This window comes from Cystobacter fuscus, from assembly GCF_044360685.1.
Lineage (GTDB): Bacteria > Myxococcota > Myxococcia > Myxococcales > Myxococcaceae > Cystobacter > Cystobacter fuscus_C.
Genome location: NZ_CP043491.1, coordinates 852,983 through 868,937 on the forward strand (window position 1 = coordinate 852,983; position 15,955 = coordinate 868,937).

Consider the following 15,955-nt stretch of genomic DNA (forward strand, 5'->3'; position numbering starts at 1 on the left):
CCCGACGCGCCCTTTCGCGAACGTCTGGCTCTACACGGCCTGGATGTCAAACCTCTCACCGCTAAGGCTTTTCTTGAGTTCCGGTGGATGCAAGGAAGGCCGTACATCCGCATTCTGCGTTCACGGCCCCTGGTGAGACCCAGCTGGCCGTGAGCCGGAGGTTGCGCCATGGGGTTCACGTCTTTCAGGAGTCTTTGGAGCGGGATGGCCGGGCGTGGGGCCGCGTCACGGGGGGTGACGTGTCGATTGTCGTTGGTACTGTCATTGATTGCGGTCGTGGCGTGTGGCGTGGAGCAACCGCCCGACGAGCCGCAGGTCCTGGAGTCGATGTCGCAAACGTTTCAGGAAGACAATGGGCTGTCGCTCAATGGGCTGTCGCTCAATGGGTTGTCGCTCAATGGGCTGTCGCTCAATGGGCTGTCGCTCAATGGGTTGAACAGCGCGGACTTCATCACCTGGTTCAATAGCGCCGATGGCGGCAACCTGGCGGGCCATGAATCGCTGATGCAGTACCTGGTGCGCTGCGCGGTGCCCGAGGGCCAGGTCCGTGTCTTCGTCAATCCGGCCACGGGAGTACGCCATGTCTGGGAAGGCGGCATGGGGCTGGCTCCCCTCTGGTCGGACGGCAGCCCGGCGACCCTGGACGAGCAGCAGGTCATCTCCGCGTGTCTGGCGGCCCACGCCAACAACTATGGGGTGCACGTCCCCATCTCCGTGCTGGGCAAGGACGCGACGGGTGACGTCATCCCCTTCACGCGTCAGGAGCTCGTGAACTTCGCCCAGCGCGAGGCGTGCTTCTTCGGCAACCTCTTCACCCCGGGCGGTGCGGCGCTCTTCGCCGGCAACCACATGGACGCGCTGTCGCCCGAGCAGAGCACTCCGCGGCCATGCGGTCTGCTCGGCCTGGGCGCGATGAGCAACCCGGCCTGCACCCAGATGCAGCGCATCGGTCAGTGCATGCAGCACTGCCGGCTGGAGCCCAATGGCAACTTCTACAGCGAGTGCACCTACAACGGCGTGACGTACAAGCCGCTCACCACCCGCATCCGCCTCTCGGACGTGAATACCTGCGGCGATGGCGTGTGCCAGGTGGGTGAGCGCAAGGGCACGGGCTACACCGCCGATAACTGCGGCGTCGACTGCGGCTCTTGAGCCGCCGGGAGGAGGGACGCGCGGCCGGGGGGGGGGCCGCGCTCCCGGTTTCACGCGCTCTGCAGTTGGGGTTGCTTCTCGCGGCGCGTGGCGTGCATGGGCATGGTGCCGTGCGGTCTCAGGGTGACGTGGGCATCGGCCTTCACGGGGGCTCCGGTGCCTCGCAGGCGGAAGCGCTGGGCCACCATGGCGAGGATGAACTGCGCCTCCATCATCGCGAAGTTGTTGCCAATGCACTGGCGCTGTCCGCCACCGTAGGGCAGGTAGGCCCAGCGCGGCCGCTGCTTGCTGTTCTCCGGCAGGAAGCGCGTGGGGTCGAACCGCTCCGGGTCCGGCCAGAAGTCCGGGTGGCGGTGGGTGACGTAGGGCACCAGCAGCACCAGGTCCCCCTTGGGAATCCGGTAGCCGCCCACCACGTCCTCCTCCTCCGCCACGCGCGGAATGGCCCAGATGGGCGGGTAGAGGCGCAGCGTCTCCTCGAACACGCAGTTGGTGTAGCGCAGCTTCGGCACGTCCTCGAGCGTGGGGGTGCGCCCGCCGAGCACGTGGTCCACCTCCTCGTGCAGCAGCGCCTCCTGCTCCGGGTTCTTCTCCAGCAGGTGGAACGCCCACGAGAGCGCGGTGGCCGTCGTCTCGTGGCCCGCGAGCAGCAGCGTCATCACCTCGTCGCGCAGCTGCACGTCGTCGAAGGTGTCTCCCGTGTCCGCGTCACGCGCGGCCATCAGCATGCCGAGCAGGTCCTGCGACTCACCCGCGGGCCCCCGCGTCCGGCGCTGGGCGATGATGCCCTCGACGATGCGGTTGAGCGGCACCATGGCCCGCTGGAAGGCGAGGTTCTTCGCGGTGGGAATCCGGTAGAGCCACGGCTTGTAGGGCAGCGGGGAGATGATGCGCTCGTTGGTGATCTCCAGCGCGGTGGTGAAGGCCTCGCCCAGCTCCCGGGTGTGCTCGGCCACGTCCACCCCGAAGAGCGCGCGCACCACCACCTGCAACGTCAGCCGCATCATCTCCGGGAAGATGGCCACGGGCTCACCCGCCTTCACCCGGGGCTCCCACTGCTCGAGCACCTCGGTGGCCGTCTCCGTCATCACGCCCGCGAGCCCCGCCAGGCGCTCGCGGTGGAAGGAGGGCTGGGCGAGCCGGCGCTGGCGCTTCCAGAAGTCGCCCTCGGACGTCACCAGGCCGTTGCCCACCAGGGGCCTCGTCTTGTGGAAGATGGGGCCCTTGGTGTAGCGCGCCGGCGCGTCCGCGAGCACGTACTTGACGTGATCCGGGTGCGTGAGCTGCTCCACGTAGATGGGCCCCATGCGAAAGCGCACCACGTCTCCCAGCTGCTCACGGCCGCGCAGGTAGAGGCCGAGCGGATCGCTGGTGCGCTCGGGGAGGTGGCCCCAGAGCCAATGGCCTGGGGGCATGGGAGGCAGGGGTGCGGAGTTGTTCATGGGGGTCCACCACGGGGGTCGGGAGAGCTGCGACCCGCATTGTGGACGACGCGGCGTGCCATCGCCAGGGGCGCCCCGGGGACACGGGCGTGAGGCGGCCCGTAGCATGAGCCACGGGCATGGGAGCGCGCAGCGGGCGCGCGGCCCGGACTCAGAGGGGCTGCAGGTACTTCACCAGCACGGTGGCGTTGTTCACGTTGAACGTGACGCTCAGGTCCGGCGTGGTCACCGGGATGCTGGGCGTGCTGCCGCTCTGCTCGGGGAAGATGATCTGCTTGCCGTCGAAGGTGAGCAGCTTGCCCGGCACCGTCAGTTGGTGGCCCGTGATGTTGAAGTAGATGGCGCCCACGTCCACGAAGCCGCCCGGCAGCACGAACGCCGACGCGGGGATGTAGTAGGGGATGGCCGGCACGGTCACGCCCGAGGCATCCACGCAGCGGTAGCGCGTGAGGTCCACCGCCGGGATGGTGAGGCTGAAGCTGGGGATCTCCTCGTTGATCTCCGGGAGGGAGAACAGCGGCGTGCCCTCGGTGCCCAGGTCCAGGCCGGGCAGGTTCAGCGAGTAGCCGATGATGTTCTGCGCCGTCTCGTCCAGGTGGACGCGCACGGGCTCCGTCAGCGCCTCGCTGGCGGGGATGACGATGGGCACCGCGGGCGTGGTCACCGTGCCACCCGGCGTGTGTCCCAGCACATACACGCACGTGGTGCCAGCCATCGCCATGCTCGGCAGGGCCATGCTGGTGAACGCCGCGCCAACGAGGAAACGCTTGAGGGAAGCGATCATGGTTTTTCTCCGGGTCGAGGGAAGAGCCGCGCTGGGCCGGGGAGGGAGTTCCCCGCCGCGCCATCGCGCCTTCATCGATTAATTGGAAAAACCCCCCAGGATTGGATCGCTCGGATTTAAAAAGTTTTTTCCGGGCGGTTTCCGCTCAGTGGATTTGCAGCCTGAGGGCCGGGGACTCGATGGTGTCGAAGACGTCCGTGCGGGAGAGGGTGAAGTCGTAGGTACCCGCCGTGGTGGGCGTGCCGGAGAGGCGGCCCGTGGACGCGTCGAGCCCGATGCCCGGAGGGAGCACTCCACCGGGCTTCACCTTCCAGGTGCCGGAGTAGGGGGAGGTGACCTGCATGGAGTAGTCGTAGCTCACGCCCACCTTGCCCATGGGCACGGAGCGGGTGCGGATGCAGGTGTCCCCCAGCGAGCAGGAGCTGGCGGTGAGTTGCAGCAGGAGGGTGACCGTCTGGGGCGGCCGGGCGTCATCCGTCACCTTGACCTCGAAGGAGTTGCCCGCGGCGCTCGATTTTCCTTGGACGTACCCGTTGGCGCTCAGGACGAGGCCCGCGGGGAGCGAGTTGGGCTGCACGAGTTCGAAGCGGTAGGGCGGCCTGCCCCCCAGTGCCGACAACTGTTCCGTATAGGCCTCCCCCTTGGGGAAGTCCGCGAGCACGCCCGGCCCGGCCAGGATCAGGGGTGCATGGATGCGCACGGAGAACGCGCGCTCGGTGGCTCGTGCTTCCTTGTCCACCAGGCCGAGCGTGAACTGGAACTCCCCCGTCGTCGTCGGCTTGCCGGACAGGACGCCCCCATCGAGCCGCAGGCCCGGAGGCAGTTCGCCCCGGGGCGAGAAGGTGTAGGGCGGCGTGCCGCCCCGGGCCCGGAACTGGAAGGCGTAGTCCACCCCCTCCACGCCATCGCCCAGGGTCTCCTCCTCGAGCAGGAGGGGGTCGACTCCCGCGTCGCCCTGCTGCTCCGGGGGAGGTGTGCCCGCGTCGTCTCGCGCCGGTACGTCGGGGAGGCACGGCCCCCGCGCGCCACAGTCCGGCAGGCAGATGCGCTCGGGGCCGAGGCACGAGGAGCCCGCCGGACACCCTCCCTGGTCATCACAGGGGGGAAAGCGCGAGAGGTCCGGCACGAAGACGCACGCGGACAGGCAGAGGAGCCACGTGAGCGGCACCGTGAGGCGCGACGTCGGTCCTGGCACCCACCGGCTCATGGCAGCTCCCAGAGGAAGAGGACGGTTCCCCCCGCCCCGAGCAACGCGCCCGCGCCCAGCAGCACGTTGGCCGTGGTGGCCCGCGAGCGTCCCTCCCGCAGCCGCGCGGCGAAGCAGTCGCGGAACGCCTGGCCCTCGCCCCCGCAGTCCGCGCCGCCGGTGGACAGGGTCTTCTGGCTCTGGCGCGCGGCGAGCCCGAAGCCCACGCCCACCGCGAGCGCCACGCCTCCCGCGGTCACCAGCACCGTGGGCAGCACCCGCGCCGGACGCTCGTCCACGCGGCGTCCCGTGCGCGCCGCCCACAGGCCTCCGAGGGCCTCGCGGGCCCGGGTCTCGTCCTGGCCGGACACCGCTTCCTCCGGGGCGAGCTCCAGGGTGGCGTGGGACTCCAGGCCCTCGAGATCCACCAGGGTGAGTGCCACGCTGCGCGTTCCGCCCACGCCGAGCGCCACGCCGCGCACGAGCCGCTGCGCGCCGAGCGCCAGCACCTGCGCCCCCCGGCACGCCGCGTCCGAGCAGCTGGCGAGCCGGCCCCCCCGTGCCCGCATCCGCGCCACCGTGTCCGCCCGCGACTCCAGGCACGCGCCGGGAAGCGCCTCCACCGTGCGGCGCACGAGGTCCTCCGCCCGCCGGGCCTCGGCCGTCGACAACGCCACTGGCTGGAAGGGCACGAGCACCACGCGCTCACCCCGGCAGGGGGTCTGGGCCAGCGTGAGCGCCAGCGCCAGGGCCACGAGGCTCATGGGGTGAGGTCCGCCTGTTGCTCGGGCGCCACGGGGGACTCGCCGAGGCTGGCCATGTAGCCCTCGTAGAAGTGGGGCCCGAAGGGCACGGAGAAGAGTTTGTCCCGGAAGGCGTCCTCCAGGGCGCCGCGTGCCGCGAAGGACTGCTCGCGCCAGGTGAGGCCCCGCGCGTCCACCACCGCGCCCGCGCGGGTGAGCTGGAAGGGCGCCTCGCGTCCCGGGGCGCGCAGGAAGTAGCCCCGGCCGGGGGACAGCCCCAGCACCAGCGAGCGCTCGCGCTCCTTGTTCAGCTCCGCCACGCGGATGCCCCGCGCGTCCTCCACCCACACGCGGCCCTCCAGGCCCGGCGCCAGCAGGAGGAAGCCCAGGCCCGTGCGCTGGCTCAGGTCCACCAGCGGCGCCGCCCGGTCGAGCGCGGGCGGTTGGATGGACACCTCCAGCCGGCCGCGCACGTCGTCCACGCCCTGGTTGGCCGCGGCGATGAAGGCCTGCAACTCCGAGTACTCCACCCGCCCGTCCGCGTTGACGTCCGCGGCGCCCGCGAGCGCCGACAACACCTGGTGGCTGAAGACGCCCGAGCGGATGGCGCTCCACTCGTGGCTCTCCTGCTCGCGCGAGGTGGACAGCACGGCGCCCACATGCGGGTAGCGCGCCAGCTCGCGCATGGCCAGCCGCTCGCGCACCGCTTCGAACCGGGCGGGGGCCATGGGCAGGGCGCCACGCGAGTGGACGAAGAAGTACGAGTCGCACGCGTCCACGATGAGGTGGATGAGCGACGCCTGGCTCGGCGCGAGCACCTGGTTGTAGAGGTCCGTGCGGGTGAAGGCCCCATCCAGCAGGCTCACCGCGCCCTCGCCGGCGGCGCCCCGCTGCCCATGGCCGGTGAAGATGAAGTAGAGCACCGGGAGGTCGCCCCGCGCCTTGTCCTCGGCCATGCGGGCGTTGAGCCGGCCGAGGGCCTGTTGGAGCGAGGCGCGGGTGGGCGGCGCCGTGCGGGCGGCGAGTCCCGGGCGCAACGCCTGGGTCTCGGCGTCCAGGACGCTCAGCAGCACCGTCTCCTTCGCGCGCGGGGAGAGCAGCTCGTAGTAGCGCGCCCCGTCGTCATCGGCGTAGCGCAGCGGGGCCTGCCGGGGCTCGGTCCCGATGTTGTTGGCGATGATGAGCGCGTAGGTGACGCGCTCGGGCGCGGCACTCGCGGCGGTTCCAACCAGGAGCGTCGCCCACCCCATCACCAGAGCGCATCGGAGCAATCGCATGCGCGCGGAGTGTCCCTGGGAGGTAGGGGGCGGGGCAAGGGACCCCGTGTCATGGCGACAAGCCTTTGTAGGCTGGCGAGCGGGCAGGCGTTTTTTTCTCGCGGGGGCGATCCAATCCAGGTGTCCACGCGCAACAGGAAGAGAGCGTCAGGGGTGACGCGGGAGGCCGGGCACGGTAAGTCGCCGAGGGATGGAGTGGGACACACGGACGTTGCAGGCCTTTCGGGACGGGGACCCGGAGACGATGGGACGGGTGTACCGGGCCCACGCGGAGGCATTGGCGCGGGTGCTGCGGGGCATGGTCTGGCGGACGCGAGACCAGGGTGGGGCATGGGAGGTGGAGAACACGGTGCTGGAGACCTTCGCCCGGGCCTTCGAGCCGAGGACGCGCGGGGCCTATGACGGGGTGCGCCCCTATGGGCACTTCCTCGTGGGGATCGCGCGCAATGTGCTGCTGGAGCAGTCGCGGCGGCGCGAGGTGGCGGTGGGGTTGGAGCCCTTCGAGCAGGTGGGCGAGGTGCCGGAGGAGGGCGAGGGCGCGGCGCGGGCCTGGGAGGACCGGGAGGTGGAGGAGCTGCTCGCGCGCTTCAAGACGGAGCTGTCGGCGGAGGAGCGCCAGCTCTTCGAGCTGCGCTTTGGCGAGGAGGGCATGGCCCAGGAGGGCGCGGCCGAGCGCCTGGGCCTCACGCGCATCCAGGTGCGGCGCCGGGAGTTGGGGTTGAAGACGCGGCTGCTCGAGTTCCTGCGGGCGCGCGGCTACCTGGAGGGGTTGGAGGTGAAGGGGTGGAGTTTCCTCAAGCGGCGGGACCAGTGATGACGACGTGTGGAGACCGACAGGCGAAGCAGGCGCTGCGGGCGCTCTTCGAGCAGACGCTGGACGCGGAGGGCTTCGCCCGGTTGCGCGCGCACGTGGCCGGGTGTGGCGAGTGCCGCGAGGCCTACGAGCGGCTGGCGCGCGTGGAGTCGGCGCTGGAGCAACGCGCGTTGCCCGAGAACCGGCAGGCCCTGTTGGAGCAGGAGTTGTTCGCGCGGCTGTCCCAAGCGCCCCAGCCCGTCCGGACTCCCGCGCCCGCGCGCCGGCGCTTCTCGCTGCCCTCGTTCTGGGGGCCGTCGCTGGCGGGCCTGGCGCTGGCCTCGGTGGCGCTGGTGCTGGTGGTGCCCCGCCTGCGCGCCGCTCCAGACTCCGAGTGGAGCGCGCGGGGAAGCGCGGTGCCGAGCGCCTGGGGCGTCCGGGCCTTCTGTGTGGGGCCGGAGGGCGACGTGCGCGAGGAGGCGCGCTCCGGCGAGACGCTGGCGTGTGGCGAGGGGAGCGCGGTGCAGTTCAGCTACACGGCGCCCGAGGCGGCGCTGCTCACGGTGGAGACGCTCTCCGCCTCGGGTGAGCCCCTGCGCTTCTTCCCGGCGGAGGGCAGCGAGCAGGAGATCGAAGCGGGGGTGGATGTGCCGCTGCCCTACAGCACCCCGGTCCAGGGCGGCTGGCTGTCCGGACCCCTGGAGGTGCGCGCGAGCTTCTCGGATGCGCGGGGCCGGGTGCTGTCCCAGACGCGCCTCACGCTCGTGCCCCGCTAGGGCTCAGGAGATCTCGACGACGGCCTCGCCGGGGAAGGGCAGCTCGTCACAGTTGTCGTCCGGCCGTGCATCCGCGCGGCCCAGCACGAGGAAGTCCGTCACCGTGTCCAGGGCGATGGCCGGGTGATGCCAGGTCCCCGGCGCGTAGTTCACCCCCTGATGTCCGTTGGTCACGAACACCCGCAGGGTCGCGGGGTCTGGAGCGGCATGACCATGGGCCACCACGACGAGGAAGGGCCGGCTTCCGATGGGTAGGAAGAGCTGGGAGGACACCGGATGGCGTTCCAGCCGGGTGCAGCGCAACGGCAGGCGCGCGGGTTGGACGCGGAAGAGGCTCAGCAGCGCGCGTCCGCCATTCTTGTCGAGCGCCAGGGCCGCCACGTCATCGAAGCGCCAGGCCGTGCCGTTGTTGATGAGGCGCCCGCCCTGCTCGGGCACTTCCACCACCTCGCCGAATCCCGCGAAGGCCGCCGCCGTCAATGCTTCCCGCTTCGGTCGGATCATCACGCCGACAGTGCATGACCCCCACCCGGAGTTCAAGCCAGGGGGCTATGGGATGGCACGGGGGTGGACAGCCTCCGCGCCCGGGCCAGGAGGGAGAATGCGGGCCGTGAACGCGCCACAGCAGGGCATCCTCCTCGTCGATGACAGCCCGGAGGAGCTCGCGGCGCTGGAGGCCAGCCTCGCGCCGCTCGGCCAACGTCTGGTCCGGGCCCACTCCGGCCAGGAGGCCCTCAAGAAGATCCTCGTCGAGGACTTCGCGTGCATCCTGTTGGACGCGCGGATGCCCGGGCTGGATGGCCGGGAGACGGCGCTGTTCATCCATGCGCTGGAGCGCACCCGTCATGTCCCGCTCCTCTTCCTGACGGAGGGCGAGGAGGCGGGCGCGGTGGACTGTGTCGCCAGGCCCGTCGAGCCGGAGCTGCTCCGGGCCCGGGTGCGCGAGCTGCTGGAGTCGCCCCGGATGAGGCCCACGGTGCGGCCCCCCTCGCGTCCGGGTGGGGAGCCCGTGCGCGACGAGCCCCACCTGGAGAGGGAGTGGGAGCTGCTGCACTGTGGGCGGGAGCTCGATGTCGCCACCGCGAACCTGTGCGAGCGAGAGGAGCACTTCCGGGCCGTCATCTCGGCGCTCCTGGAGGGCATCATCCTCCATGATGACCAGGGCCGGGTGCTGCTCGCCAACCAGAGCGCCGAGAGACTCCTGGGCCTCTCCTCCCTGGAGATGGTGGGACGGGCGTCGCAGGATCCGCGCTGGGGCTCGCTCCACGGGGATGGCCGTCCCTGCCCGGCGGAGGAACTGCCGACCCTCGTGGCGCTGCGCACCGGGCGGGCCGTCACCGGGGCGGAGCTGGGCGTGCATCAGCCCGACGGGCGGCTCGTGTGGCTGTGCGTCAACGCCCAGCCCATCTTCGGGTCCGACGGCGTGACACCCACGGGGGTGGTGGCCTCCTTCCTCGACATCACCGAGCGCAAGCAGGTGGAGGCCCGGCTCGAGGCGAGTGAGCGGCAGTTCCGCACGCTCGCCGAGGCCCTGCCCGAGACGGTGTGGATGGCCGAGCCCCCCCACGGTCTCATCTACGTGAATGGCGCGCTGCCCGGCTTCACGGGCCTCGCCGTGGACGAGCTGCTGGGCATGGGCTTTCTCTCCATCATCCATCCGGACCATCGGGCGCGCTCCCAGCAGCTCTGGTCGCGCGCGATGGAGGAGGAAACACCCCTCCAGGTGGAGCACCTGGTGCGGGGCCGGGATGGGAGCTACCGGTGGCACCTCGTGCGGGGCGTGCCCGTCCGGGACGACGCGGGCCGGGTGGTGAAGTGGGTGGGCCTGTCGGCGGACGTGCACGAGTCGCGGCAGGCCCAGCAGGAGCTGCAACGCCGCGCCGACTCCGAGCAACACCTGGTGGGCATGGTCAGCCATGACTTGCGCAATCCCCTCAACGCCATCCTCCTGACCACCCGGAGCCTGCTGCGCCGCGGCGGCCTGGACGAAGGGCAGACCCGGGGCGTGGAGCGCATCCAGGGCTCGGTCGAGCGCGCCATCCGGATGATCCGGGATCTGCTCGACTTCACCCAGGCGCGCCTGGGCGGCGGCATCCTGCTCGAGCGCCAGCGGGTGGACATGCACGAGGTGGTGCGCGGCGTGCTCGACGAGGTGGAGGTGGCCCATCCGGGCCGCGAGGTGCGCTGGGTGCGCGAGGGCTGTGGCCTGGGGGAATGGGACGCGGACCGGATCGCCCAGGTGATGCAGAACCTGGTCACCAACGCCCTGAAGTACAGTCCGGAGGGAACGCCCGTGCGGGTGGAGTCCCGAGGCGTGGAGGAGGCCCTGGTGCTCTCCGTCCACAACGGGGGCACGCCCATCGCGCCCGGGAAGATGGAGCGGCTCTTCCAACCCTTCCAGCGCGCCACCGCCGAGGTGGACAAGGCCGGGCGCAGCGTGGGGCTCGGGCTCTACATCGTGAAGCACCTCGTGGATGCGCACGGGGGCGCGCTCGACGTGCGGTCCACGTGCGAGGAGGGCACGACGTTCACCGTGCGCGTTCCCCGGACGGGTGGTTGATTCGCCCCTGGTGATGCATCCCAATGGAGGGTTCTCATGCGGAGAACCACCCATGCGCCCGTCACCGGAGGGCTGCCCGTCACGAGCCCCTGCCTCGGCCTGATGCTGTGGGCCCTGGCCGCGCTGTTGCTCCTCGCGGGGTGCGCCACGGGTGCTCCGCTCGGCGGACTGACCGGCGGCTGGGGACTGTCCTCGGCGATGGGAGGCGCGGGCGGCTTCTCCGTCCAGACGAGTGGGCGAGGAGAAGCGCTCGCGTGTGGCGGCGTGCCCATGCCTCCGGGCTGGCCCGACCTGTCCTCAGGCGATGCCGAGGCGCTGCTGGCTCCCTTGCTGAAGTGTCCCTCGCCTGGCGACTACGTGGCGTTGCAGCAGCGGGTGGACATGCCCCGGCTGGTGGAGGCATTGGATGACTGGCGCGCCATGCGGCTCGCGGCCCTGGGTCCCGTGCGCGCGGACGCCGTCGGAGTCCTCAACGCCAAGCGCGTCTCCTTCCTGCTCGCCGCCGCCGAGCGCTACGGCCTCGTGCTCGCCGAGGTGTTCTCCCTCTACGTGCTGCACGCGGCCCATGATGACGAAGTGGACGCGGTGTTGCGGTGGTTGGCCCGCGACAAGCAGTTGGGGCGGACGCTGGGACTCATGCCCTCCGTGTGCGAGGAGTTGGCGGGGCGAGGCATGCCGCTCTCGGCCTATGCGGAGCGGGGCGAGCAGGCGGGTGACGTGCTGCGAGGGCTGGGCCGCGCCGCGCGGGATGCGCTGGCGACGAGTCAGGTGAGTGAGGGCCTGCGCTACACGGAGATGGCCGAGCGGCGGGGGCAGTTGCCCGCGCCCTACCAGGACGCGTCGCACGAGGTGGAACTGGAACTGGCGTGGAGGCACTTCGCCCCAAGCAGCGTGGCGGTGGGGAGTCTCGACGCGGCGACGTTCGGCGTGCCGCTGGGGTTCTTCTACCTAAGTAGGTCGCCAGAAGTTCCGAGACAAATTCCGGCCGCATGCACAGCTTCTGGAGCATGCGACCGGCAAGGAGCCCTGCCGAACTGGGGCTGACAGCATACGACAGGCGGAAGCTGGAGCGGGCGTTGCGGCAGGCGCGCGACGCCCGCTACTTCCGTCGTCTTCTGGCCATCAAGCTCATCGCCGAGGGCAAGGGCCCGGGTGAGGTCGCGCACCTGGCAGCCCTGAGTCGACCAGCGGTCTACTTCTGGCTTGAGCGCTACCTTGCAGCACGCACTCCATCAGCGCTGTTGGATGCCCCGCGCTCAGGCCGGCCCAGAAAAGCCCCGCGCCTCACCAGCAGGCGCCTGCGTCGAGTAGTGCGCAGCAGTCCAGAGAGGGCTGGCTGGGCGAGCCATGGCTGGACGGTGCCGCTGCTCCGCTCGCACTTGCAGAGGCAGGGCTTCGAGGTATCCCCCCGCACGCTGCGTCGCCGACTGCACGAGGCGGGGCTGGCGTGGAAGCGACCCCGGTATGTGTACGTGACGGCGGCGCCCCATCCAGGGCAGAAAAAGGGGGCCTTGTCCGCCGTTTGAAGCGCCTCAAACGCCAGTTCCCCCGTGCGGTGCTGCTCGTCATGGACAGCACGGTGCTGCGCTGGTTTCCACCGCTGCGCGCCGTATGGGCTCCTGTCGGTCAGCAGGCAGTGGTGCCCATTACAGGTGAAAATGCCAAGCGCACGCTCTGGGGCGCCATCAACCCGCGCACCGGCAGGCGTGTCGTCATGGCCACCAGGCGCAGCCGGCAGGAGGACTTCATGGCCTTTCTGCGCACGCTGCGCGCCGCCTACCCCGGCCGCCCGCTGCTCTTGGTGCTCGACAGGGCCAGCTGCCACACCGCCCAGAAGTCCCAGCAGCTGGCCTGCCGCCTCGGTATCCATCTGCTCCTGCTGCCCAAGCAGCACTCGGAGCTCAACTGCATGGACCACTTGTGGCGTCCACTCAAGCAGCTCGTATCGGCCAATCGCCAGTACCCTACCGTGGAGCAGCACGTCGACGCCGCCATCCAATGGGTACTGGGCCTCTCTGCCCAGGAAGCCCTCCGCAAGGCGGGCTGCCTCGCCGAAGGCTTCTGGCTGCGCGATTTGTTAGAGAACTTCTGGCGACCTACTTAGTGGTGGGCACGGGCGAGGGCCTGTCCTCGCTGACGCGGGGCGAGTACGAGCAGGCCACACGCGAGCTGGCTCCGGCGGCGCTGCTGGTGGGCCTGTACGCGGGAGGGCGGGGCGTTCGCGCCCTGGGGGAAGCCCGGGGGTGGGGGCGTCTGGAGGTGCGTCTTTCGCTCCTGAGAGAGCTGGGGCGGCAGTGGGAGGCCCGGCTGGGAGTGGAGGGGACGCGGGAGTTGCTTCGGGACATCCGGGCCCGGCGGGAAGCGGCCCACTTCGTGGCCATGGGAGGCGCGGATGCGGCGCTGGCGTTGCGCGAGGCCCGGGGGGATGTGGCGCGGGCGCAGGTGTGGCTGTCCCAGGCGAAACCTCCGCGCCCTGTCCCTTGGGAGTCGAAGGGCGGCACGGGGACACGCTCCGCGCCGACGCGGGCCCTGGCCGCCGAGCGCTCCGGGAGCATGTCCTTGTTGGTGGACGAGGCGGAGGGCCTCACCCGGGAGGTGGTGGAGGCTCGGCTGGCGTGGGTGGAACTCGACGCCGAGGGCCCACGCCTGTCCAGGGACGTGGCGGTGTTGGAGCGGCAGCGGCCTTCACTGGAGGCTCCGCCGCCCGGAGCGGAAGGCAACCCGCTCTGGAGCGAGTACGTCACCTACCACGAGAATCGCCTCGGGGAACTCAAGCAGGGCAAGGCTGCCAAAGGGCCTCTGCGTTGGGAGGGCTACGATCGGATGCGGAGGGGGTTCGCCCGGGGGCTGGTCTTCGAGAACCTCATGGTGGACAGGCTGCGGGCCGACGCGGCCTTACCTCGGGCCGAGCGCCGCTTCCTCGGGGACTTCGACCGGCCACGCATCGAGAGATGGGTGGGCGTGTGGAAGCCCAACAGCAACCTGCGTTTCGCGGATGTACTTGTCATCGAGGAAGGTCCGAGTGCTGGACGGTCCCCTCGCGTCGAGACACTCAGTTTCAAGAGCCGCGATCTGACCGGATTGAGTGCAAGCGCCCTGCGAGCGCAGATAATGGCGGACGCGAAGGAGGCCCTGGGTTATTACGGTGAGACGTTGGACATCCGTCGGCCCTCCCTCCAGTCCCTTCTGCGCGGGGGGAGCAAGGTGCCGGTTCAAAGGGTCCGCCTCATCTACGAGCACAGTCATCTCGATCCCACGAATACAGCCAAATTGTATAGAGCCATGAGCGAGGCCCAGGAGCAGATTCCCGGAGTCGAGGTGTCGTTCCAATGAAGAGACTGAAGTTTCACGGCGTGAAGGAGGAGGATTACCTCCGACTTGATTTCAAAGGTGCTTTGGGCTCATGGGCCTCGCCGGGGAGCGAACTGGAGCCTTTTCTCCAAGCGCTCGAGGAGTACGCGGGCGAGTGGATGCCAGACGTCGTTGAAGGCAAGCGGCGACGTAAATACAACCGCGCCGCCATCTGGAAGGCATTAGAGGAGGCACGTGACGGGGACTTCGTAACAATTGGCTTCTATCGTACGAAATGGCCCGCCCTGGACATGGCGTTTCGGCTCCGGTTGCCGCCGCGGAGCCCCGAATTGTTCTGCACGATCGATGTAAAACCGCTTTCCCTCTTCAATGAGGAGGAACGCTGTCGGCCATTCGTGGAGATGGTTCGCGCCTGGGCCTCTCGTTACCCGGTGTCCCATGCGGATGCCCATAGCTCTGATGACGGAGAAGTCGCGGGCGCTCCTCTCTTTGGCCGGGATATGCAGACGTCCATTCGAGACGGGTTCGACAAGATCTACGAGGTGTCCTGGCTCAACGTCTTCGGTCCGAAGCTGGTGGAATCCGTGGGCCGCGAGCGCATGCTGTCCACGCCGGCCTGGCGGGTGGAGGAGTTGCCCAACGGCTCCATCTTCCTGGTGACGCGGCCCACGCCGGCGGACTTCGCCAGCGACGAGGCCCGCCTCGCCCAGGCCCGTGCCCATGTCCACCTCCGTCCGGACCTGGACTTCGACACCGTGCTGCGCGGCCTGCGCGAGCGCAGCGCCCTGCTCGCCCCCGTGGAACCCCGCTTCCCTCCAGACGTGGAGCCGTTCCTCTCGCGCGTGGTGGATCGCATCTCCAGTCACGTGCGCTCGCGCAAGATCGCCGAGTTCAACGCCTGGCATCCGCCTGAACCGGACGAATGGCGCCCCGCCGATGCCGCCCTTCCTCCAGACGTGGAGGACGTGGAGCGTGCCCGCGCGCATTACCGCTACCTCGCCGAGCACCTGGTGGCGCTGCTGCACACGAAGGTGCCCTCCGTCTTCGACACGACGCCCGAGTCGCTCTCGGACGTGGACTACGAGTTCTGGCGTCAGGAGTTCCCGCGCGTCTTCGAACGGCAGAATATCGACACGCTCGCCGTGCCCGCCATTGGCGCGTACCTGGGCGAGGTGCTGGTGCGCCACCTCGGGGGCCAGTGGATCCCCCGCCAGAAGCTCGAGGAGGCCCAGGTGCGCGTGGGCGACCGGGTCTGGCTCCCCTTCGTCCGGGCCTGGCGCTACATGCGCACCTGTCAGTCGCTGCTGGACTTCTCCCTCACCCAGCTCTACCGCGTCGCCGAGCGGCACCGCGCTCCCGGGTGACATCCCGCGTGGCGACGACACGCCCTGGTGTACATACAACCCCGAGGCGAGCCGGTTTCCCTGGGAGGCGTGAGTGAGCACCTCGAATCACCTGTTGTTCTTCGACGGCGTCTGCGTGCTGTGCAACCACACGGTCCACTTCATCCACGCGCGCGACCGTCAGGACGTCTTCCTCTTCGCCCAGCTCCAGGGAGCGCTCGCCCGGGACCTCCTCGCCCGCCACGGCAAGGACGCGGCCGCCCTGGATGGGGTGTACCTCCTGGCGGACCGGGGCTCCCCCAACGAGCGGCTCCTCTGGAAATATGCCGCCGTGCGGTTCGTGTTGGGTCAACTCGGCGGCGTGTGGAAGGGGCTGTCCGTGCTCATGGGCCTGCTCCCCGCGCGCGTGGGCGACTTCTTCTATGGCCTGGTGGCGCGCAACCGCTACCGGCTCGTCGGCAAGTACGAGCAGTGCGCGCTCCCGCCCCCTGAACTCCGGCGAAAGTTCGTAGCCGACGGGGAGTAGGGCGAGCGCCCGTCCGTCCGTCCGCACAGCACCCGGCACTCACGGCGCAGGAACGAACCCA

General features: G+C 70.0%; 16 protein-coding genes. 10 read left to right on the forward strand and 6 right to left on the reverse strand.

The features are described 5' to 3' along the window. Positions 1-327 precede the first annotated feature (327 nt). Complete coding sequence (locus F0U63_RS03590; protein ID WP_395843707.1) at positions 328-1,152, forward strand: hypothetical protein; 825 nt, start codon at positions 328-330, stop codon at positions 1,150-1,152. A 50-nt stretch (positions 1,153-1,202) separates the two neighbouring features. On the opposite strand, the gene F0U63_RS03595 is transcribed toward F0U63_RS03590, so the two are convergent. The 5 genes from F0U63_RS03595 to F0U63_RS03615 form a co-directional block, all read right to left on the reverse strand. Beyond that, positions 1,203-2,594, reverse strand: a complete 1,392-nt coding sequence (locus F0U63_RS03595; protein ID WP_395843709.1) for a cytochrome P450 — start codon at positions 2,592-2,594, stop codon at positions 1,203-1,205. 151 nt (positions 2,595-2,745) lie between these two features. Continuing rightward, the gene (locus tag F0U63_RS03600) at positions 2,746-3,378 is read right to left on the reverse strand and encodes a hypothetical protein (protein WP_395843711.1); all 633 of its coding nucleotides are present in this window, start codon (positions 3,376-3,378) and stop codon (positions 2,746-2,748) included. Positions 3,379-3,523: 145 nt separating this feature from the next. Continuing rightward, the gene (locus tag F0U63_RS03605) at positions 3,524-4,585 is read right to left on the reverse strand and encodes an Ig domain-containing protein (protein WP_395843713.1); all 1,062 of its coding nucleotides are present in this window, start codon (positions 4,583-4,585) and stop codon (positions 3,524-3,526) included. Next, positions 4,582-5,328: a hypothetical protein gene (locus F0U63_RS03610; RefSeq protein ID WP_395843715.1), complete on the reverse strand. Its 747-nt coding sequence runs from the start codon at positions 5,326-5,328 to the stop codon at positions 4,582-4,584. Before F0U63_RS03610 ends, F0U63_RS03605 begins: the two co-directional genes overlap by 4 nt. Further along, complete coding sequence (locus tag F0U63_RS03615) at positions 5,325-6,584, reverse strand: hypothetical protein (protein WP_395843717.1); 1,260 nt, start codon at positions 6,582-6,584, stop codon at positions 5,325-5,327. The genes F0U63_RS03610 and F0U63_RS03615 overlap by 4 nt, the downstream gene beginning before the upstream one ends. A gap of 211 nt (positions 6,585-6,795) precedes the next feature. Here F0U63_RS03615 and F0U63_RS03620 point away from each other — a divergent pair, with 211 nt between their 5' ends. Both F0U63_RS03620 and F0U63_RS03625 read left to right on the forward strand, forming a co-directional pair. Continuing rightward, positions 6,796-7,398 carry an RNA polymerase sigma factor gene (locus F0U63_RS03620; RefSeq protein WP_395843719.1) on the forward strand — a complete coding sequence of 201 codons (603 nt, stop codon included), beginning with the start codon at positions 6,796-6,798 and terminating at the stop codon, positions 7,396-7,398. Beyond that, positions 7,398-8,153, forward strand: coding sequence for a hypothetical protein (locus tag F0U63_RS03625; RefSeq protein WP_395843721.1), 756 nt, complete (start codon positions 7,398-7,400; stop codon positions 8,151-8,153). Before F0U63_RS03620 ends, F0U63_RS03625 begins: the two co-directional genes overlap by 1 nt. A 3-nt stretch (positions 8,154-8,156) precedes the next feature. Here the strand turns inward: F0U63_RS03625 and F0U63_RS03630 are convergent, their stop codons facing one another. Then, a complete protein-coding gene (locus tag F0U63_RS03630) occupies positions 8,157-8,657 on the reverse strand; it encodes an ureidoglycolate lyase (protein WP_395843723.1) in 501 nt (166 codons plus the stop codon). Between the two features lie 97 nt (positions 8,658-8,754). Between F0U63_RS03630 and F0U63_RS03635 the strand changes: the two genes are divergently transcribed. The 7 genes from F0U63_RS03635 (at position 8,755) to F0U63_RS03665 (ending at position 15,894) form a co-directional block, all read left to right on the forward strand. Beyond that, positions 8,755-10,713, forward strand: a complete 1,959-nt coding sequence (locus F0U63_RS03635; protein ID WP_395843725.1) for a PAS domain S-box protein — start codon at positions 8,755-8,757, stop codon at positions 10,711-10,713. Between the two features lie 36 nt (positions 10,714-10,749). Then, on the forward strand, positions 10,750-11,757 hold the full coding sequence (locus F0U63_RS03640) for a hypothetical protein (protein WP_395843727.1): 1,008 nt from the start codon (positions 10,750-10,752) through the stop codon (positions 11,755-11,757). After that, a complete protein-coding gene (locus F0U63_RS03645; RefSeq protein WP_395848309.1) occupies positions 11,721-12,239 on the forward strand; it encodes a helix-turn-helix domain-containing protein in 519 nt (172 codons plus the stop codon). The genes F0U63_RS03640 and F0U63_RS03645 overlap by 37 nt, the downstream gene beginning before the upstream one ends. Then, a complete protein-coding gene (locus F0U63_RS03650) occupies positions 12,236-12,817 on the forward strand; it encodes a transposase (RefSeq protein WP_395841548.1) in 582 nt (193 codons plus the stop codon). The genes F0U63_RS03645 and F0U63_RS03650 overlap by 4 nt, the downstream gene beginning before the upstream one ends. Positions 12,818-12,972: 155 nt before the next feature. Continuing rightward, complete coding sequence (locus F0U63_RS03655; RefSeq protein WP_395843729.1) at positions 12,973-14,046, forward strand: hypothetical protein; 1,074 nt, start codon at positions 12,973-12,975, stop codon at positions 14,044-14,046. Then, complete coding sequence (locus tag F0U63_RS03660) at positions 14,043-15,389, forward strand: hypothetical protein (RefSeq protein ID WP_395843731.1); 1,347 nt, start codon at positions 14,043-14,045, stop codon at positions 15,387-15,389. The genes F0U63_RS03655 and F0U63_RS03660 overlap by 4 nt, the downstream gene beginning before the upstream one ends. Positions 15,390-15,462: 73 nt before the next feature. Then, complete coding sequence (locus F0U63_RS03665; protein ID WP_395843732.1) at positions 15,463-15,894, forward strand: thiol-disulfide oxidoreductase DCC family protein; 432 nt, start codon at positions 15,463-15,465, stop codon at positions 15,892-15,894. Positions 15,895-15,955 lie beyond the last annotated feature (61 nt).